17 protein-coding genes and 1 other RNA gene are annotated in these 13,840 nt (G+C 50.3%); 10 read left to right on the forward strand and 8 right to left on the reverse strand.

Going from position 1 to position 13,840, the window contains the following annotated elements:
* Positions 1-33: 33 nt before the first annotated feature.
* Positions 34-321, reverse strand: coding sequence for an RnfH family protein (locus tag AB6T85_RS13695; RefSeq protein ID WP_369895846.1), 288 nt, complete (start codon positions 319-321; stop codon positions 34-36).
* Positions 314-748 (reverse strand): type II toxin-antitoxin system RatA family toxin, encoded by a 435-nt coding sequence (locus AB6T85_RS13700; RefSeq protein ID WP_125289458.1) that lies wholly within the window; start codon positions 746-748, stop codon positions 314-316. The genes AB6T85_RS13695 and AB6T85_RS13700 overlap by 8 nt, the downstream gene beginning before the upstream one ends.
* A gap of 158 nt (positions 749-906) precedes the next feature.
* On the opposite strand from AB6T85_RS13700, the gene smpB reads away from it, so the two are divergent.
* The 3 genes from smpB to AB6T85_RS13715 all read left to right on the forward strand — a co-directional run bounded on the left by smpB (position 907) and on the right by AB6T85_RS13715 (position 3,180).
* On the forward strand, positions 907-1,389 hold the full coding sequence (gene smpB, locus AB6T85_RS13705; RefSeq protein ID WP_125289457.1) for an SsrA-binding protein SmpB: 483 nt from the start codon (positions 907-909) through the stop codon (positions 1,387-1,389).
* Positions 1,390-1,438: 49 nt separating this feature from the next.
* Positions 1,439-1,802: a transfer-messenger RNA gene (gene ssrA, locus AB6T85_RS13710) on the forward strand.
* A gap of 184 nt (positions 1,803-1,986) precedes the next feature.
* On the forward strand, positions 1,987-3,180 hold the full coding sequence (locus AB6T85_RS13715; protein WP_369895849.1) for an integrase domain-containing protein: 1,194 nt from the start codon (positions 1,987-1,989) through the stop codon (positions 3,178-3,180).
* Positions 3,181-3,237: 57 nt separating this feature from the next.
* Here AB6T85_RS13715 and AB6T85_RS13720 read toward each other — a convergent pair whose 3' ends face one another.
* The 4 genes from AB6T85_RS13720 to sid form a co-directional block, all read right to left on the reverse strand.
* Positions 3,238-3,771, reverse strand: coding sequence for a hypothetical protein (locus tag AB6T85_RS13720; RefSeq protein WP_369895851.1), 534 nt, complete (start codon positions 3,769-3,771; stop codon positions 3,238-3,240).
* Complete coding sequence (locus AB6T85_RS13725; RefSeq protein WP_369895853.1) at positions 3,746-4,840, reverse strand: GmrSD restriction endonuclease domain-containing protein; 1,095 nt, start codon at positions 4,838-4,840, stop codon at positions 3,746-3,748. The genes AB6T85_RS13720 and AB6T85_RS13725 overlap by 26 nt, the downstream gene beginning before the upstream one ends.
* Before the next feature lie 622 nt (positions 4,841-5,462).
* Positions 5,463-5,714, reverse strand: coding sequence for an ogr/Delta-like zinc finger family protein (locus AB6T85_RS13730; RefSeq protein WP_369895856.1), 252 nt, complete (start codon positions 5,712-5,714; stop codon positions 5,463-5,465).
* The gene (gene sid, locus AB6T85_RS13735) at positions 5,711-6,421 is read right to left on the reverse strand and encodes a capsid size-determining scaffold Sid (RefSeq protein ID WP_369895858.1); all 711 of its coding nucleotides are present in this window, start codon (positions 6,419-6,421) and stop codon (positions 5,711-5,713) included. The genes AB6T85_RS13730 and sid overlap by 4 nt, the downstream gene beginning before the upstream one ends.
* Positions 6,422-6,943: 522 nt before the next feature.
* On the opposite strand from sid, the gene AB6T85_RS13740 reads away from it, so the two are divergent.
* The 7 genes from AB6T85_RS13740 to AB6T85_RS13770 all read left to right on the forward strand — a co-directional run bounded on the left by AB6T85_RS13740 (position 6,944) and on the right by AB6T85_RS13770 (position 11,627).
* Positions 6,944-7,201 carry a helix-turn-helix transcriptional regulator gene (locus tag AB6T85_RS13740; RefSeq protein ID WP_369895860.1) on the forward strand — a complete coding sequence of 86 codons (258 nt, stop codon included), beginning with the start codon at positions 6,944-6,946 and terminating at the stop codon, positions 7,199-7,201.
* Positions 7,198-7,446 (forward strand): hypothetical protein, encoded by a 249-nt coding sequence (locus AB6T85_RS13745; protein ID WP_369895863.1) that lies wholly within the window; start codon positions 7,198-7,200, stop codon positions 7,444-7,446. The genes AB6T85_RS13740 and AB6T85_RS13745 overlap by 4 nt, the downstream gene beginning before the upstream one ends.
* Before the next feature lie 13 nt (positions 7,447-7,459).
* Complete coding sequence (locus AB6T85_RS13750) at positions 7,460-7,987, forward strand: host cell division inhibitor Icd-like protein (protein ID WP_369895864.1); 528 nt, start codon at positions 7,460-7,462, stop codon at positions 7,985-7,987.
* The gene (locus tag AB6T85_RS13755; protein WP_249891987.1) at positions 7,984-8,250 is read left to right on the forward strand and encodes a hypothetical protein; all 267 of its coding nucleotides are present in this window, start codon (positions 7,984-7,986) and stop codon (positions 8,248-8,250) included. The genes AB6T85_RS13750 and AB6T85_RS13755 overlap by 4 nt, the downstream gene beginning before the upstream one ends.
* Positions 8,240-8,587 (forward strand): DUF5375 family protein, encoded by a 348-nt coding sequence (locus tag AB6T85_RS13760; RefSeq protein WP_369895865.1) that lies wholly within the window; start codon positions 8,240-8,242, stop codon positions 8,585-8,587. Before AB6T85_RS13755 ends, AB6T85_RS13760 begins: the two co-directional genes overlap by 11 nt.
* Positions 8,588-8,596: 9 nt before the next feature.
* On the forward strand, positions 8,597-10,915 hold the full coding sequence (locus tag AB6T85_RS13765) for a primase-helicase zinc-binding domain-containing protein (protein ID WP_369895867.1): 2,319 nt from the start codon (positions 8,597-8,599) through the stop codon (positions 10,913-10,915).
* Between the two features lie 178 nt (positions 10,916-11,093).
* Positions 11,094-11,627: a hypothetical protein gene (locus AB6T85_RS13770; RefSeq protein WP_369895868.1), complete on the forward strand. Its 534-nt coding sequence runs from the start codon at positions 11,094-11,096 to the stop codon at positions 11,625-11,627.
* A gap of 673 nt (positions 11,628-12,300) precedes the next feature.
* On the opposite strand, the gene AB6T85_RS13775 is transcribed toward AB6T85_RS13770, so the two are convergent.
* Positions 12,301-12,561: a hypothetical protein gene (locus tag AB6T85_RS13775; protein WP_369895870.1), complete on the reverse strand. Its 261-nt coding sequence runs from the start codon at positions 12,559-12,561 to the stop codon at positions 12,301-12,303.
* A gap of 245 nt (positions 12,562-12,806) precedes the next feature.
* The gene (locus tag AB6T85_RS13780) at positions 12,807-13,121 is read right to left on the reverse strand and encodes a hypothetical protein (protein WP_301730855.1); all 315 of its coding nucleotides are present in this window, start codon (positions 13,119-13,121) and stop codon (positions 12,807-12,809) included.
* Positions 13,122-13,840 lie beyond the last annotated feature (719 nt).

The following is a 13,840-nucleotide window of genomic DNA, read 5'->3' on the forward strand; positions in this document are numbered from 1 at the left end:
GGAAGAAAAACAGATAAGGCGCTGAAGAGCGCCTTATTTTTTTGCGGCTCGCTCTGCGCGCTGGCGGCGCAGCTCTTTGGGATCGGCCAGCAGCGGACGATAGATTTCAATCCTGTCGCCGCTGTGCACTTCATCGCTCAGCTTAACCGGACGGCTGAAAATGCCCACTTTGTTGCTGGCAAGATCGATATCGCTGCGCAGCTCCAGCAGTCCGGAAGCTTTAATCGCCTGTTCGACAGTGGCGCCCTCTTCCACGTTAACCGTATAAAGATACTGTTTTTCAGGAAGCGCATAGACCACTTCTACCGCGATATCAGGCACTGTAAACCTCTTTTGCGCGCTTGGTGAAAGCCTGCACCATGCTGCTGGCCAGTTCTTTAAAGATGCGGCCAAACGCCATCTCGACCAGCATGTTGGTGAATTCAAACTCCAGATTCAGTTCAACTTTACAGGCATCTTCGCTCAGTTCGGTAAACTGCCAGCCGCCGGTCAATTTGCGGAAAGGCCCGTCAACCAGCTGCATCTGGATGCTTTTGTTGTTGTTCAGCGTGTTGCGCGTGACGAAGGTTTTGCTGATCCCGGCTTTGGAAACATCTACCGACGCCGTCATCTGCTGCTCACTGGAATCCAGCACGCGACTGCCGGTACACCCTGGTAGAAACTCCGGATAGGCATCCACATCGTTTACCAACCGGAACATTTGCTCAGCACTGTAGGGCACCAGCGCAGAACGACTAATCTGGGACATAACGTTTCCTGTTAATCTTAAACTTTACAATAATAACATCGACGGCCTGTAAACAAAAATTCTCAGCCGCCAGCGTTCTGCTAAAATAGCGCTTTTCCCCGCGCTTGTTGTTACAGGGGATGCCATCATTCACCGCTTCATGTACACTAAGTTGCACTATGACAAAGAAAAAAGCACATAAACCCGGTTCTGCCACCATTGCCATGAACAAGCGGGCGCGCCACGAATACTTCATTGAGGAAGAGTTCGAAGCGGGTCTGTCGCTCCAGGGATGGGAGGTCAAATCTCTCCGTGCAGGTAAGGCCAACATCAGCGAAAGCTACATTATGCTGCGCGATGGTGAGGCGTTCCTGTTCGGCGCAACTTTTCAGGCGCTGACCGGCGCATCCTCTCACGTGGTTTGCGATCCTACGCGTACCCGTAAGCTTCTGTTGAAGGAGCGAGAGCTGGATACGCTGTTTGGCAAAGCCAATCGCGACGGTTACACCATCGTGCCGCTGTCGCTGTACTGGAAAAACGCCTGGGCCAAGCTGAAAATCGGCGTGGCGAGAGGTAAGAAAGAGCACGACAAGCGTGACGACATCAAAGAGCGTGAGTGGAAGACAGACAAAGCACGTATAATGAAGCACGCAAATCGCTAAGGTACTGGCATTGCGTGAGGTTTTTCTGTTATACTGCTAAACAGTACTTGGGGCTGATTCTGGATTCGACGGGATTTGCGAAGCCCTAGGAGCATGCCGAGGGGCGGTTTGCCTCGTTAAAAGCCGCAAAAAAATAGTCGCAAACGACGAAAACTACGCCCTAGCAGCTTAATAACCTGCTAAGAGCCCTCTCTCCCTAGCCTCCGCTCTTAGGACGGGGATCAAGAGAGGTCAAACCCAAAAGAGATCGCGTGGATGCCCTGCCTGGGGTTGAAGCGTTAAATCCAATCAGGCTAGTTTGTTAGTAGCGTGTCCGTTCGCAGCTAACCGGCGAATGTAAAGACTGGACTAAGCATGTAGTGCCGACGGTGTAGTAATTTCGGACGCGGGTTCAACTCCCGCCAGCTCCACCAAATCTTGATCCGGATACGTCCGGTGAAGTACGGAAAGCCCGCATGGCATAAGCCTTCGCGGGCTTTTTTGTATCTGTAATAGTCCGAGGACATCCGGTTAAATCCGGTGATTATTGGTATACGTATTGGTATACGGTAAAATGTATGCCGATAACGTATACCAATTCACGCAGGAAAGCCGCACATGGCAAGGACTACACGCCCTCTCACCAACACAGAAGTTCTCCGTTCTAAGGCCATAGATAAAGATTTAACGCTGCATGATGGCGACGGACTTTTTATGGTGGTGAAAACTACCGGAAAGAAGCTTTGGCGTTTCCGCTATCAAAGACCAGCCACAAAACAGCGCACCATGATGGGCCTAGGTGCTTTCCCTGCCCTGTCGCTGGCAGATGCCAGGCGTCTGCGCGCTGATTACCTCTCCTTACTCGCTAACGGCATTGACCCACAGACGCAGGCCGAACAGGTTACAGAACAACAACAGATCGCGTTAGACAGCATTTTCTCAAACGTAGCCGCTAACTGGTTTACTTTGAAGCAGGCCAGCGTTACGCCGGATTACGCTAAGGATATCTGGCGTTCTCTTGAGAAAGATGTTTTCCCTGCCATCGGCGAGATTCCTGTACAGCAAGTCAAAGCCCGTAAGCTGGTTGAAGCCTTGGAACCAATTAAGGCTCGTGGCGCTCTTGAAACCGTTCGTCGTCTGGTCCAGCGTATCAATGAGATTATGATTTATGCAGTTAATACCGGGCTGATTGATGCTAACCCTGCATCTGGCATCGGAATGGCGTTTGAGAAGCCTAAGAAGCAGCATATGCCAACGCTACGTCCGGAAGAATTGCCGCAGCTCATGCGTTCGCTTGTAATGTCTAATTTGTCCGTATCGACCCGCTGTTTGATTGAATGGCAGCTTCTGACTCTTGTTCGCCCTTCTGAGGCTTCTGGCGCTCGATGGGAAGAGATTGATTTCGGTGCTAGACTTTGGACAATTCCTGCTGAACGAATGAAAGCAAAACGGGAGCATATTGTTCCTTTATCACTCCAAGCATTAGATATTCTTGAGGTGATGGAGCCTATCAGTGCGCATCGTGAACATATTTTTCCAAGCCGAAATCATCCTAAGCAGCCAATGAATAGTCAGACCGCTAATGCTGCTTTGAAGCGAATCGGTTATAGCGGGAAACTTGTTGCTCATGGTTTGCGTTCTATAGCCAGTACAGCCATGAATGAAGCTGGATTAAATTCAGACGTTGTTGAATCTGCATTAGCACATACAGATAAAAACGAAGTTAGGAAAGCATACAATCGCTCAACCTATCTAAAGCAGCGGGTTACAATTATGCAGTGGTGGGGAAACTATGTTACAGACTCTTATTAAATAATATAATTATAACTTATTTTAAAAGCGCCCTAACAAAATTAGAGCGCTCAGGTATTAGAGAAGCCCAACTATCTTCATAGTAGCCTTGAAATCTTTAAACCCCTCGAATAAAATCATGAAATTAGATAATGTCACAGATGGAGCATCAATAGACGTGCCCGCACCTTTAATAAAAGTATGGGCAGCAGAATTCCTAGGAATCTTTAAAGACTCCAGTGTAGCTTTTAATGTTAATAGCTTTTGCTGCGTTGCTTTCTTTTCAATTTCTTCAATAGAGCTCAATCCTATAACATGAGACAACATTTTTTTAAAATTGTCCTCATAATGAAAATTAGAATTCCTTTTTATTTCATTCTGAACTTTTTTAATGTGTTCAGGATTAGATATATTTTTTTTATAAACCCCCTCAACTATATTATCCATAGTTACCTCAATCCATCCACACAACTCCATCAAGGCGAGTTTAGAGTAAAACAATTGCTTTGTGGGATCGTTTTCTTTAGTAAAGAGGCGATCTAAATCTTTCAATGTTTTAAAAATTGTCCCCTTAACTATCATATTCTTAACCAAATATTCTTTGAGCAGCATCTAATCTTGCATCAACTTTTTCCTTACGGGCTACACCACCACTGAGGAAAATCGTTGATAATGAATCATCTGCCCTTAACTCATCAAAACGAGCTATTAAATCAACACTCGCCTCATGCTCTAAGACATCAATATTTTTTGCAACACCATATAAAAGAGCCTCCATTAATGAACTACCAAGCCTTAACGGGTTGGGTTGTAATATTTTATTCCAAACTAACTCTACCGTCCTGCCAAATATATCTTCCTTCATAGCAATATCCCCCCTTCCTAGATGTCTGTTTTTCTTCATATAGCTATTGAGGAATTTAGATAAAGTCCCTTTGTATTTGTCTTTATTATCGTAAAACGAGAAAAACCGTAAGATAAGTTCAATATACTTAAACCTATTGGAATTTTTGGTATTTAATCCAGCTATTTTTTGCCACTCATCCTTTTCATTCATTTCTTTCAGAGCGTTATTAAACTCACCGCTGAAAATACAATTCCTGATTTCTTGATTATTAAGCCTTGTGCCACCTGAGTTTAAACGATGGAAAATAGTGAATAAATATTCCATATGAGATAGTTTTGAGTGATCACACCGGAGTACTGTGACTGGAATTGTTAAATTCTGCACTCTCTTATAAAAATTGTTTAATTCTGTCTTTTGTTTATGAAACTCAGACACACGAGCCCCGGAAATTTTGCTATCAATATCTTCGAGCTTTGACAATTGCCAGCTGGGATCAGAAAGAAACCTTATTATTGATGTCATCCTTTGCAATCCATCGATTACTTGCCACTCCTGACTCTTATAATCAAAACTAAAGCACATACTAGGTATAGGAAGCTGTTTAATTAAAGAATCAATAAATCTTGTTTGAGAGGAGGGGTTCCATACAATATCTCTTTGAAAGTCAGGCTGAATATTTAGCGTACCTTCATTGTACATACGAACCAAATCAGAACATGACCTCAATTCGTTATAAGCAATTACATCGCTGGGCGGATGTTGCTCACTATCATCCTCATAATAAGATTCATCTTCCAAATTTTCAATGTCATCAAGTGTAATGTTAGAACTCATACAACCTCCACTATATAATATTCAAAATATCACACCCTATCGTTTTTAGATGGGTAAATATTCCTTAATTGCTAACCTATTTTAGTTACCGAAAGAAAATTTTCATAAAAAGACGAGTCTAAGGTTAGGGCACATACTCATATCTAGTCATTCACCTACCAATTTTACTAAGTCTAACTTCGTTGTTTCTTTGGTTCAATCGGATTTTTTATGAACACATATCCTATAATTTATTCTTAATCAGCCATATTGCCTCTCATAAAACGCCGATACTAAAGTGTACCTAGAAGATATCAATCTCATTTTCAAAAGCTATAACTTTAGCCCATTCGACCCTGAGCCACTTCACATAACTAATAAAATGCAGCATAAACCCTCAGCGCGCAATGCTACCCCCGCCTCGCCTGCCCGCTTTGTGCATCGTTTTTTATGCAGATGCATGAACCGGGCAAAGCCCCGCCGGGCGTGGGCTGACGGGGTATCCGTAGTCCCGCATTCTGCATGCAAAATCATGCACGCCATGCATGCACAGCTCTTTACAAACCGGGCTGGCCATAAAAAGGGCGTTGAAAGGACAAGGAGTGAACACAAAAAAGCCGCTGTTTTCAGCGGCCGTTGTTGGTCAGTGGAGGGTGCGAAAGGCTGAGCCGTAGCGCCCCAGCGTCTGGCGTTCCTTGACCGGCTCCAGGGTGATGGCGGGAGCCGGTTCGGGCTGCGGCGGTGCGGTGATGACCTTCGTGATGCTCTCGCTGGTTTTGAACGTGCAGGAGCAGTCGAGGTTGGTGCACTGGTGATAGCGCTCCTTTACCTGTTCCGACATATAGCGGCTTGATTTGGCGTGCGCCGGGCTTTTGCAGTACGGGCAGTGCATCATTTCTTTTTACCGTCCCTTATCCACGGACGGTGTACGTGGATGGCATCCCACGCCCTGTTGCGCTTAATCGGATTTGCATACAGCACCATATCCACGCCGGTGAGCGCCGGACGCCACAGGCCGATATTCTCCAGCACCGGCGCTTCGGTCAGCACCTTCTCCGGCAGCGCGGCCGCCGCGCGGGTCAGCGCGTTACCAATCAGCTCTGCCACAACCTGCATATCGCTGCGCTCGTCGTCATCGCGTGGATTGACCTTTTCACGCTGGAGCCGCAGGCGGATGGCCCACAACAGCGAAGGGCTGACGTTGCGCAGCGCCGACTGCCAGGTCGCGTCGGCAAACTCGTTGAATGCCAGCTTGTGTGCGTATACATATTCTCTTCCCGTGCCACAGGCGTTAAGCATGAAGACCTGCTTATCCAGCTCCAGCTCGGCAATCAGCCCGGTAAACTCTTCCGCCAGCTCCCGGCTGGCAATGCGCTGGCTGTGCTCCGCCTTCAGCTCGTCGGTCAGGTTGCCGCGCAGGTTGCGAAAGCGGGTGCGCCAGTTCGTTTCGGCTTCCTTTCCCGCCTCAATGGCCGCCTCACGCTCTTTCTCGCAGCGGGTAATGTCGGCGCAGGTGTTGTTGTACTGTTTCATCTTCTCAAGATGCGCAGTGCGGGCTGCTTCAAAGCTTTTCAGGGTGGTGCTCTTTTCCGGAGTGCTCATAGCGTTGTCTCTTCATCTGTAAAGGATGTCGCTATTCTGCTGTTCACCACCGGACAAATCATTCCATTGCTGTCTGCCTGTCGCTGAGCAAACACGGCCAAATCTTCACCGGATACCCCCTTTGAGCTTTTAGTTTTATATAAAACTGTTCACTACTCTTCACCTCTGAAAAAAAGATAATAAATACAGTAAGTAAAGGGGTGAACACTTGAGAGTGAACTGTTCACCGGGTGTTCACCACTGTTCACCAGCTTTTAAACCGGCCTTTTTCTGGCGAGCATTTTTTTCAGAGTTTTTAGCTATTAATGAATCTGAATTTCCGGTTGATTTTTTTATAAATGACAATCTCTGATAATCGTTGATAAACAGTGAGCAACAGGGTGCAACAGAACGCGATTTTGCTCATTTACCACCGGACGGCGGCTTGTTTACACGGGCAAAAATATTCTCACAATAGGGGGTTACCAGCACAACACGACCGGAACCGGCCAGCGCCGCCCGGATACAAAACGAGGTAACACCATGCTCTCCACCGCTTCACAATCCGCCCCGGCCGCGCCGTCCGTAAACGACCTGCGCTACCCCCGCGACCGCTTTATGCGCCTGCCGGAAGTTATCAGCACCTGTGGCCTGTCGCGCTCCACCATTTACGACTTAATCTGCCGCGAGCAGTTTCCCTCGCAGATTTCCCTCGGCGGCAAGAACGTTGCCTGGCTGGCGTCGGAAATTGACGACTGGATGCAGGCCCGCATCGCGCAGCGTGCCGGAGGTGCGGCATGATTAAGCTCAACTTCGGCACCCGCAGCTATCCGCTGAGCCAGGAAGAGGCCGTGTACGTGGCCGAAAGCCTGCTTTCCGCCGTCGCTGGCAAAAAATCCACGCTGCCCGCATTTAACAGCGGCCGCCACGGCCATATTTCCGTGCTCACCGAAAAGCCGAAGTCCGCAAAGGCGAACAGAGGTGAGCAAAGTGAGAACTTCCGATCAAATCCGCCGCAATCCGATCACGTCCTGACCGATTGCTGAGGAAAAAGGCCCTATGCGTAAAAAAAGGCTTTTTTCTGGTGAGCCGCCGGTGTACTGTTTTCCCGCTGCCGCAAAATCGGCAGCCGGGCGTAGGAACCCGAGTTACTTATTGGCGACACGACACGCGCCATGCGTGTTTTTTTACGTCGTAGCCTCAGTGCGCCATTTTTTAGCGCAGCGGTTCTTTTGCCGTTGTGCCTTTAAGACAATGGTGGCTCAGGCGGGGCAGCCTTCGGGCTGGCCGGTTTCCAATAAGGCCGGTATTCCTACCCCCGTCTGGGCTACCACCCCCGAGCGTAGGAACTCTGGTGGTAGTTTTCACAACTACTTATTGGAGTCTGCCACTATGGCCGCAACCCTTATTTCTGCACGCATGCAGTTCACCTTTATCTTTGCCGCCGTGCGCCGCGCCGATACCGCCGCCCGTCCCTGCATGCTGCGCACCACCGCCGAAACCGAATTCGCCGCCCGCCGTCTGCTGGCCCGCGATTACGTGCTGTCCTTTGCCGGTCGCCTGCCGTTCTGCGAGGTGGCCGCATGAATACGCTTTCTGCCCGACTCAACAACCACGACAGCTACCCCATTCCGCACGCCGATTTTCTGCGCCTTCAGCATGCCCACAGCGTGGGCGTGACGGTACTCGACATGCTGGACGTTATCGAATGCTCCGGCAACCGTAAGAACGGCCCCGACGGCAATGCGCTCGCGTCGGTGGTGGCGCTGCTTACCGACCAGCTGGGTAAGGTGGTCAGCACCTGCGAATCCGTCATGCTTAACGATATGGAGGTCTCCCGTGACAACTAACAATTTCAGTAATCAATCCTGCCTGCCCGTTGAGGTGCGCACCGCCGTTTATCGCCGTGCCGTGGCCCAGGGCTACCTTTCTGCCTGCGAGCATTACGGCCTCAATGTCTCCGCCTCGCTGGACGAGGTGCAGATGACCATCGCACTGGAGCTGGAAGGCTATTACGTGCGCAGGTACGGCCCGGAAAACGGCATGGACATGGCCTGCACCATGCTCAGCGAAATGGTACAGCCCGACGTGCTGGTCGCCGCGCCGCGACTGACACGCATGGGTGAAACCATGATGGACGAACTGCTGTGCGGCCGCCTGGCCGCTTCAAAAGCCACGCTGCATTAAGGAGGCCGCATGAAACATATCGTCACCGACACCGTGCGCGCCGCCGCCGGTCACTGGCCTCAGCTCTTACCCGCGCTGGGCATCAGCATCAACGCCGCCGGTCAGCACTCGCCGTGCCCGGTCTGCGGCGGCAAAGACCGCTTCCGCTTTGACAATCAGGCCGGGCGCGGGACATGGCACTGCAACCAGTGCGGCGCGGGCGACGGGCTGGCGCTGGTTGAAAAGGCGCTGGACGTGAACACAAAGGAGGCCGCCTGCCGGGTGGCTGACCTGATTGGCACGCTGCCCGTCACGCTTCCGGCAGTTACCTCGGAAAAAACCGACGAAGAGAAGGCGCGTGCCCGCCTTAATGCCGCGAAGGAGACCGCCCGGCTCATTGCCGGAGCGACAACACAGGCCGGTAACGCCTACCTGAGCACCAAAGACCTGGCTGACGTCAGCGCCCTGACGCTGACCACGACCAAACGTATCAGCGACACCACGTATCAGCCCGGCGACCTGCTCGTGCCGCTGACGAACTTTTCCGGCGACACGGTTAACGCCCAGCTGATTAAGGCTGACGGCGTGAAGCGCACGCTGGCGGGCGGCCAGGTGAAGGAGGCCTTTCACCGCCTGGGCGAACCCGGCGACACCCTCTGGCTGACCGAAGGGTACGCCACCGGCCTGACCGTGCACCGGCTTACCGGCCAGGCGGTGTATGTTGCGCTGAGCGCCAACAACCTGCCCGCGCTGGCAGAGCGCCTGCATGCCGAATACCCGGAGGCGATGATACTGATTGCCGCCGATAACGACGAAAATGGCACCGGCCAGCTGCGCGCCGAGGCGGCCGCAAAGCGCTGTAACGGTAAGCCCGCGCTGCCGCCCGTAACCGGCGACTGGAACGACGTCTTTCAGGCCGAGGGCGAAATAGCTGCTCAGGCGATGCTGACCGCGTTCACCCAGCCGAAAGCGCTCAGCCCGTTTGAGTCGGTGAGCGAGGCCGACCTGAAGGCCATGAGCGCCAGCCAGAAGGCCGAGCTGCTGGCCGCGCACTACCTCAACACGCTGGCCGTGCCGGTTGTGGGCGAAGACCTGTGCCGCTACGAGGGCGGCGCGTGGCAGGTGCTGCCGTACCGGGTGCTCAGCCGCGAAATCGCCGCGCTGTTCCAGAAGGTGCGCGCGCCGTTCTCCGCAACCGGTATCGGCGGCATCGTGGACACGCTCAAGCTGATGGTGCCGCAGATGGGCGCACCGGCCCGCCGGCTGATTGGCTTTCGTAACGGGGTGTTTGACACTGCCACCGACACCTTTAGCCCGCATAAAAAAGAGAACTGGCTCCGCACTATCAACAGCGTCGACTACACCACTCCAAAGGCAGGCGAGAATCTGGCGGACGATGCGCCAAACTTCTGGCAGTGGCTAACGCGGGCGGCCGGACGCAATGAGACAAAGCAGGAGCGCATCCTCGCGGCGTTATTTATGGTGCTGGCAAACCGCTATGACTGGCAGCTGTTCCTTGAGGTGACCGGCCCTGGCGGCAGCGGTAAAAGCGTGATGGCGTCCATTGCCCGCCTGCTGGCCGGAGAGGACAACACTACGGCGGCCACCATTGACACGCTGGAGTCGTCCCGCGAGCGTGCCGCAGTTGTGGGCTACTCGCTGATTATCCTGCCGGACCAGGAGAAGTGGAGCGGCGACGGGGCGGGCATTAAGGCCATAACCGGCGGCGACGCCGTGGCAATTGACCCGAAGTACCGCGACGCCTATTCAACCCACATCCCGGCGGTAATACTGGCGGTCAACAACAACCCCATGCGCTTCAGCGACCGCAGCGGCGGCGTGTCGCGTCGCCGGGTAATCCTGCCTTTCCCGGACGTGATACCGGCGAACGAGCGCGACCCGCAGCTGCTGGAGAAGATTGCCGGTGAGCTGGCCGTTATCGTGCGCCATCTGATGCAGCGCTTCACCCGCCCGGACGATGCCCGCGAGCTGTTGCAGGCGCAGCAGTCGTCGGAAGAGGCGCTGGAAATCAAGCGCAGCGCCGACCCGCTGGTCGACTTCTGCGGCTACCTGACGCCGCTCAGCACTCCGACCGGTCTGTTTATCGGCAACGCCAATATCCGGCCGATGAACCCGCGTCGCTACCTGTATCACGCCTACCTGTCCTTTATGGAGGCCAGAGGGCATCAGCATCCCATGAGCCTGACGGCATTCGGGCAGGCGGTGCCGCAGACGCTGAAGGAGTACGAAATTGAATTGCTGAAGCGCAAGACAAAGAACGGCATCCAGACCAGCCTGGAGCTGAGCGAAGAGTGCGAGGCCGACTGGCTGCCGCGCTGCGATGGCTAGTAAAATTGCAATATCAAACCGGCTTAGGCCGGTTTGTGCCAAAAGCGGACATCATCATTTCTTGAGTTCTAACTAATCAGTCGGATAGCTCATTATTTGCAAGAAAGCATACTAATGTTGATTGTTGTTTTAATAGTATTGTATTCTAATTCTTTGATTTTTTATGCACAGCAATATAATGAAAAGAGAAAAAACAGTTATAACGTTCCTAATGTTAGCTTTCGCATTTTGTTTGGCTATTATAATTGGAAGTTATATTCTTAACTTCAGAAATACTTCAATATCCAACAATCCATCTGACTGGGGTGTTTTAGGGGATTATTTTGGAGGCATTCTCAACCCATTAATATCTTTGATTACGTTGTTTTTCTTGATAAAAACCTACTTATCTCAGAAAGAAGAACTTCATCAAACTGAAATTGCTGCGAATGAGCAGCGTAAAATTTCACAAGAAACCGCCCACATTCAGTTATTAAGCACAAAAATTTCAGCATCTTATGAAATTATTGCGTTGTATAGAGGTGAAATGGAGGGCGTGACCAATGCCATGAATGCCCCAAGAAATGGCAGATCTTATACCTCAATGGAGGGTAAACGCTATTTTAGTGACGACGAACAAATAGAGTACAGGCTATCAATGGCCAGAAAAATAAAAGTAGAATTAGAAAAAATAGATAACTATCTAAAAGAAATACAATCTCTCTCCAATTGAGTATCTGATACTGACAAATATGATATGAAAATATAATTCCATCGTCCATGATATTTTCCAATTACAGTTAGTCAATATCCGCTCCTCGCTCAAAGCCGACTTACAACGTAGGCGGTAGGTTTCTTTCACCCAAGCAGTGAAACCAGCCATCTTCAGAAGTGCGATGAAAATCTAAACTTGTCATCACACTTTTATGCCTGAAGGTGAATGGTGTTCACCTCGGGTGAAGAGTGGTGAAGAGTGCTCGCCTAAGTGATCACCAGATAACCTTATGATTATTAACCATAAAAATCAAAGGTGAACAGGGTGAACACTTTTTCGTAAAATCTTTTTTTCTGAAGATAACCTGTACATTTAGTTTCATAAATTCTTAACTTATCAGCTCTTGTAAAGCCACAGACGAAACGGCATTGGTATACGCTTAGGTATACCAACCAAACTTGAACTCATAATAATCACTTAAAAACATATAGTTGCGGATAAAATTCAGACTCCGCCAGCCCATCCGGCAAAGACCTGAGAGCCCATATGGCATAAGCCCTGCGGGCTTTTTTGTATCCTTCAGCGGCGTTGTGCCCAGACCTTTCCGCATTAACCGCTATACATCAGCGATAACCTCTGTAATCGCTCCACTTAAACTCGCTCAGCCATTCTCTCTACCGTAGTCCACGCCCTAAGCGCTTCCGGCAGCCTCATTAGCGGGCGACCAATAGTGAAAACGACAGCGCTTCCAGTTTAACAATAGCCCGGGGATAGCCTGAGCCAGCTTGCTGGCGTGATCAAAATCAGTAATTTGTTGCTGATGAACCAAACGATAGCTATCGGTAACGGCTAGCCAGCTAATCTGCACGTCGTTCAGTTTCAGCAAGGCCGCCTCGCCTTCCGCTGACTCTGCGGCAAACGCAAAGTCCATCACTGCTGATAATTCATCCATCAATCCGGCCACGTCGCCTGTATCCGGCTGGCAGATATCATTAACCGCCAGGTAAACCCGGCTACGTAAGAACAAGGGGAAAATGCGCTAAATAGCCATGTTCGCAGCAGGCAGCAACGCTGGTGATGCGCCATGCTAAACTGGCCTCCTCTCGCCTGTCGCCAGTCCGCCTCAATTCGTGTGCCAGACGCCTGCTGGCGGGCGGCATCCAGAAAGACGTCTGGCTATAATGCGCTCATTATTGCTTAACGCGCGCGACCGGTCAGACGCAACACCAGACCAATAAAAAGTAGCGCAATGCCCGAGGCATAAATCGGGAACCAGCGCGCCCACCAATTAGTAGAGAACAGCGGCGCGCTGTTGACATGACTGACGGCATAGCTGCCATAGAGATTCACGGCCAAAGCTATTGCAAAGCTAACAAGGCCGATAAAAACCAGTAGATTCGAGACCTTATGCATTGTGCTTCTCCTGTTCAGGGCCGGATAGAAATTGTCGCCGGAAATCACTATTTCAATATAAATTTCATTGATGTAATTATTTTCTGCGTCTGTACTCAACTGATTTTCAGCGAGGAAAGCACTTTCCGGAAAATCATCCAGTCGACTTCCCGCACCAGCTGAAGCAGCAGGTCAAGACAGTGCGCATTGCCCGCTGGCCAGGCCGATTTTACCTCTAGCGGCGAATGGTGTTCACCTTCGGATGAAGAGTGGCTAAGAATCCCCGCCTAATTAATCATCATTTAATTCACTGATAATAAATCACAAAAATTAAAAAGTGAACAGGATGAATACTTTTCCCTAATGTTTTTTCTTAAATTCTTCAAGGAATTAGTTTAACAATTACTCTTTCATATTACGGCATCGCGTCACTAACTTTGATAGCTTTAACCTGCTATAGCGAAAGACAACCCGTGTAATGGTCTATGCCTGGATACTAACTATCGACCGGTTGAAAATCCGTAGATGAAACGGCATTGCTATACTACTCTAAGTTAAATTCACAAAAACCATTTAAAAACATAAAGGGCAGAAGATCCCGAAAATTAGAAAATTGCCAAATGGCGTTTTGATAAATCAGACCTTAGCGGTTCGTCCTCAGCACGAGCGCTGTAAAAGATTACAGGCAGTAATAATTGAAGATTTACATCACTGCCAGTCACCGCGTATTATCCCCTATGAACACTACACCGGACAATGACACAAGGAAAGTATCATGATGGCGGCTCTACAGTATCCCTGCACTATATTCAAAACTCAAAACCGGATGGATGACTATG

Origin of the sequence: Erwinia aeris (assembly GCF_041224955.1) — a bacterium.
GTDB lineage: Bacteria > Pseudomonadota > Gammaproteobacteria > Enterobacterales > Enterobacteriaceae > Erwinia > Erwinia aeris.

What these genes read in the sequence shown, in the direction of transcription:
- AB6T85_RS13750 (WP_369895864.1), top strand. Translation starts at nt 7,460, where the DNA reads ATGCGTAAAAAAAGGCTTTTTTCTGGTGAGCCGCCGGTGTACTGTTTT.
- smpB (WP_125289457.1), top strand. Translation starts at nt 907, where the DNA reads ATGACAAAGAAAAAAGCACATAAACCCGGTTCTGCCACCATTGCCATG.
- AB6T85_RS13770 (WP_369895868.1), top strand. Translation starts at nt 11,094, where the DNA reads ATGAAAAGAGAAAAAACAGTTATAACGTTCCTAATGTTAGCTTTCGCA.
- AB6T85_RS13730 (WP_369895856.1), bottom strand. Translation starts at nt 5,714, where the DNA reads ATGATGCACTGCCCGTACTGCAAAAGCCCGGCGCACGCCAAATCAAGC.
- sid (WP_369895858.1), bottom strand. Translation starts at nt 6,421, where the DNA reads ATGAGCACTCCGGAAAAGAGCACCACCCTGAAAAGCTTTGAAGCAGCC.
- AB6T85_RS13745 (WP_369895863.1), top strand. Translation starts at nt 7,198, where the DNA reads ATGATTAAGCTCAACTTCGGCACCCGCAGCTATCCGCTGAGCCAGGAA.
- AB6T85_RS13765 (WP_369895867.1), top strand. Translation starts at nt 8,597, where the DNA reads ATGAAACATATCGTCACCGACACCGTGCGCGCCGCCGCCGGTCACTGG.
- AB6T85_RS13700 (WP_125289458.1), bottom strand. Translation starts at nt 748, where the DNA reads ATGTCCCAGATTAGTCGTTCTGCGCTGGTGCCCTACAGTGCTGAGCAA.
- AB6T85_RS13720 (WP_369895851.1), bottom strand. Translation starts at nt 3,771, where the DNA reads ATGCTGCTCAAAGAATATTTGGTTAAGAATATGATAGTTAAGGGGACA.
- AB6T85_RS13740 (WP_369895860.1), top strand. Translation starts at nt 6,944, where the DNA reads ATGCTCTCCACCGCTTCACAATCCGCCCCGGCCGCGCCGTCCGTAAAC.
- AB6T85_RS13725 (WP_369895853.1), bottom strand. Translation starts at nt 4,840, where the DNA reads ATGAGTTCTAACATTACACTTGATGACATTGAAAATTTGGAAGATGAA.
- AB6T85_RS13715 (WP_369895849.1), top strand. Translation starts at nt 1,987, where the DNA reads ATGGCAAGGACTACACGCCCTCTCACCAACACAGAAGTTCTCCGTTCT.
- AB6T85_RS13775 (WP_369895870.1), bottom strand. Translation starts at nt 12,561, where the DNA reads ATGGATGAATTATCAGCAGTGATGGACTTTGCGTTTGCCGCAGAGTCA.
- AB6T85_RS13755 (WP_249891987.1), top strand. Translation starts at nt 7,984, where the DNA reads ATGAATACGCTTTCTGCCCGACTCAACAACCACGACAGCTACCCCATT.